The sequence below is a fragment of the Paraburkholderia sp. genome, assembly GCF_034668105.1.
GTDB lineage: Bacteria > Pseudomonadota > Gammaproteobacteria > Burkholderiales > Burkholderiaceae > Paraburkholderia.
On record NZ_JAXDPY010000292.1, the window covers coordinates 1 to 4,343 of the forward strand.

The following is a 4,343-nucleotide window of genomic DNA, read 5'->3' on the forward strand; positions in this document are numbered from 1 at the left end:
CGCGTGAACGAGAGAACCGAGCGCACCCGCCGACACAAGTGTATCGACCATCGTGAAAGCGGCCGATCTGACAGGCAACTCGCTTAATTTCTTGCGAATGCCGCCGGGTTCGCGGGCGAGTGAATGCACGACTGCGCTTTCGGCTTCGGCACGCTGAAGGTCGCGTCAGATTCGAGGCTCGAACCCGCATCGAGGATGCTTTGCATTAGATGCCGCCCACAGGTATCGTGTGCGCCATCGCCGGACAGCCGGTTCCGCAACCTGCGGGGCCAATGCGGGTACCCGCGCAAAGAACGAGAGCCAAAACGTGAGTGAGTCGGACACAGGTTACGTTGATGAGATTGCCTACACATTCGGCTATTGCGACGAGCTGAATCCGTTACGGCTGACACTTCCCTTACTGCAAGCTCAACTTGCGTTGCCAACCGTACATACCGCTTGCGAGCTCGGCTTTGGCCACGGCGTGAGCATCAATATTCACGCTGCGGGCTCGCCCACGCAATGGTACGGCACCGACTTCCACCCGCCTCACGCGAACTTCGCCCGACAACTTGCGGACAGTGCCGATTCGCAGGCGCAATTGTTCGGCGAGCCTTTTTCGGCGTTCTGCCGGCGCGACGATTTACCGGATTTCGATTTCATCGGCATGCACGGCATCTGGAGCTGGATCTCCGATGAAAATCGTGCGCTGATTGTTGAATTCATAGGCCGCAAGCTCAAGGCCGGTGGCGTGCTGTATCTAAGCTACAACACCCAGCCCGGATGGGCCGCGATGTTGCCCGTGCGCGAATTGATGCAGCGGCATTTTCAAATCGGTTCAGCATCCGAGCCGCGCGACGACACGGGCGCCGAAGCGCACACGCAGGTGCGCATTCAAGCCGCCGTCGATTTTGCGCGGGCCGTACTCGCGACGCAGCCGGGCTATGCACTGGTGAGCCCACTGCTTGCCGAGCGCGTCGAGGCGTTGTCCGGGGAGAACCCTAATTATCTCGCCCATGAGTATTTCAACCGTGACTGGCACCCCATGTCTTTCTCGCAGGTCGCCTCGTCGCTTGTTGCGGCGGGTTTGACTTATGGGGGATCCGCGGACTATCGCGATCACGTCGATGAGATCAACCTCACCCCGGCGCAGCGCGCTTTATTAGCGGACATCGCGGATACGGGTTTGCGAGAAACGGTGCGCGATTTCTGCGTGAACCGATCGCTGCGGCGCGATTACTGGATCAAGGCCCCACGGACGCTCAATGACGACGAGCGGGACGCCAAACTGCGCGCCCATCGGGTGATCCTGGCCTTGCCGCGAGCTTCCGTGGTGCTGAAAGTGCGCGGTGCGCTAGGGGAGACACTGTTACCGGAAACGCTATACGGTCCTATCCTCGACGCGCTGTGCAGTTATCGTCCGATGACCCTGTCCGACATCGAAGACCGCGTTCGCGGACGGGGCATCACCTTGACGCAGATCGTCGAGGCCGTGACGCTACTGGTTGGTATGGGCGTGTTGCTGAACGCCCAGGACGATGCGCAAATCAGTGCCGCCCGGCCGTTGGCGAAGAAGCTGAACGCGGCGATCTGCGAACAGGCGCGCCATCATGACGAAGTTCAGTTTCTGGTGAGTCCGGTGTCGGGTTCAGGGGTTTTGATGCCGCGTGTGGCGCAACTCTTTTTATTGGCACGACTGCATCACATGCAGCACCCGACGCAATGGGCTGAGTTCGCTGAGTCCGTGCTACGCGCGACTCCCCAGCCTACGCGAGCAACTACAGGGCTGCCACCGGGCGCAGACGTTTCTCCGGCCGATCTGATAGCGAAGGCGAACCGCTTTGCCCGGATTCATCTACCGATATTGCAAGCACTGGAGATCGCCTGAAATGAAATCGGCTTAGCGTAGCGGACCCTGTCAGAGTGCGATCTCGCTCGACATACTTACCTGCTCGACGGGCAACCTCGAAGCCGCCATAGCACTGCGCGGGCCAGCAATACCGAAATGTCGAGCGAGTGTATCGACGACGTTTTCAGCCATGCCGCGCCGCGTTTCTTCCGTCGCCGAGCCGATATGCGGCGTCAGAACCAATCTGTCGTCCTCGATGAGCGCTGCCGGCACTTCGGGTTCTCGCTCGAATACATCAAGCGCCGCACCGGCGATCCGATCGGCGCGAAGCGCGGCGATAAGCGCCGCTTCGTCGACCACGGGGCCGCGTGAGATGTTCACCAGAAAGCCGCCGGGACCGAGCGCATCGAGCACCGTTGCGTCCACCAGATGATGGGTGGCCCGGGACAAAGGACAGGTCAGAATCAACATATCGCACGCTGCCGCGAGGCCGACCACGCTATCGTAGTACGGGAGATCCGTTGGCTTGCGGGTAGGCCCGAAGTACGCCACGCGTGAGCCGAACGCCTGCAGGCGCCGTGCGATGGCCGAGCCGATCATGCCAAGGCCGACAATGCCGACGTTCATCCGCGAGATCGAACGGCCAAGCGGAAACTGTCCGTGCTTCGGCCATTTGCCTGCCCGAACATACGCGTCCGCTTTGACGAAATCGCGCGTGACTGCAAGCGCCAGTCCGAGCGCGGTGTTCGCCACGTCCTCGGCGAGCACATGCGACGAGTTTTCAATGACGATACCGCGCGCCTTCACGGCTTGCACATCGACGTTGTCGAGGCCCGCGCTGTAACTCGAAATAATTTCCAGCGCAGGAACAGCGTCGAGAAACGCAGCGTCGACCTTCGTCTTGCGCAACGCTATTCCACGAATGGCGGGGCCGTGCTCCTTCAGGAATGCCGAAGCTGCTGCGGGCTCCTCAGGCAGTTCAAGAACGGTGAAGAGCGCGTTGAGTTCGGCCGTGGTCCAATCCGGCAACTCGGCCGCTTTCAGAATGATCGGCTTTTCCATAGTGCGCTTAGTTGTTCATCCAGTTTGACGATTCATCCGCGGCGGCACGCTAACACGCCGCCGCGTCGATGCATTGCATTCAGCTCATCTTCACGCGCTCGATTTTGCCCATGAAGAACAGATAGACGACCGCGGCCACGAGGCAATGCGCAGCTACAAAATACAGGCCGGCCGTGTAGTCGCCCGTCGCCTGAACGATGTAGCCGAAGACGATCGGCGTAACGATACCGCCGATATTGCCCACGCAATTAAATATCGCACCGGCAAGGCCTACGGCTTCCCGAGGCGCGGTATCGCTGACGATGGCCCACGTGCCCGCACCGGCGGCGGTGCCTTTGCCGAAGAACGCTAGCGTCATCAGCAGGACGATCACGGTGTTGCTTTCCGTGAAGGCGGAGAAAACCAGGCAGCAGCCCACCGCCATGCCGACGATATACGGTGTCTTGCGCGCCCACGACACACTCCAGCCGCGACGAATCAGCAGGTCCGAAATCACGCCGCCCGCAATGCCGCCCAGAAATCCCGAGATGGCCGGCAGCATGGTGGCCAGCCCGGCCTGCATGATGTTCATGCCGCGAGCCTGAACCAGATAGATCGGAAACCATGTGATAAAAAAGTAGCTCAGCGCAATGGCGCAATACTGGCCGATGTAGGAGCACCACAACATCCGGTTACTCAGCAGCACGCGCAACACTTTCCACGACACCGCGGGACGGGACAGCCGCTCCTGCGACGAATCGATATCGACCATCGCGCCGCCCGCCACGATGTGGTCCAGTTCGGCTTGCGACGCGCGAGGATGTTTGCGCGGCTCGTACATGACCACCGCCCAGAGCCCGGCCGAAGCAATGCCGATCAGGCCGAGGGCAAAGAATGGCGCGGGCCAGCCGAACTTCGCCACCAGCCACCCCGCGAGCGGCGAGAAGATCGCCACCGCGAAGTAAGAGGCGGAGGCGAACAGCGAAGTTGCGAGGCCGCGCTCCTCTTTCGGAAACCACATGACGGTCACGCGGCTGTTGGCGGGGAAACTAGGCGCTTCGATAAAGCCGAGCGCGAACCGCAGCGCAAACAGCAAACCGAGCGCAACTGAAAGGTCGGACGTGATCTTGCCGATGAAGCCAACCAGAATTGTCGCGATGGACCACAAAACAAGCGTTGCGCCATACACGGCTTTGGTACCGAGCCGGTCCAGCAGCAGGCCACCGGGAATCTGTCCGATGACGTACGCCCAACTGAAGGCCGACAGGATATAGCCCAGCTGAATGTGATTCAGGCCGAATTCTTTCGCGATGCCTGGCCCGGCGATCGACAGGATTGCGCGGTCGGCATAGGCGACGGTCGCCACCAGCAATATCGTCGCGAGAAGCGTGTAGCGCGTATGGGTCAGGCGAACGGAATCCGTCGCCGCATACTGGGCTGTCCTGTCTGAGAACATCGAGATCTCCTCCTTTAT

General features: G+C 60.7%; 3 protein-coding genes. 1 reads left to right on the forward strand and 2 read right to left on the reverse strand.

What is annotated here, in order from left to right; all coding sequences use genetic code 11:
* Positions 1–307: 307 nt before the first annotated feature.
* Positions 308–1,867 carry a class I SAM-dependent methyltransferase gene (locus QOC89_RS13415; protein ID WP_323045453.1) on the forward strand — a complete coding sequence of 520 codons (1,560 nt, stop codon included), beginning with the start codon at positions 308–310 and terminating at the stop codon, positions 1,865–1,867.
* A 30-nt stretch (positions 1,868–1,897) separates the two neighbouring features.
* Here QOC89_RS13415 and QOC89_RS13420 read toward each other — a convergent pair whose 3' ends face one another.
* Together QOC89_RS13420 and QOC89_RS13425 are read right to left on the reverse strand one after the other, a co-directional pair.
* On the reverse strand, positions 1,898–2,890 hold the full coding sequence (locus QOC89_RS13420; RefSeq protein ID WP_323045454.1) for a 2-hydroxyacid dehydrogenase: 993 nt from the start codon (positions 2,888–2,890) through the stop codon (positions 1,898–1,900).
* 79 nt (positions 2,891–2,969) lie between these two features.
* Positions 2,970–4,325, reverse strand: coding sequence for an MFS transporter (locus tag QOC89_RS13425; RefSeq protein ID WP_416340396.1), 1,356 nt, complete (start codon positions 4,323–4,325; stop codon positions 2,970–2,972).
* Between the last annotated feature and the right edge of the window lie 18 nt (positions 4,326–4,343).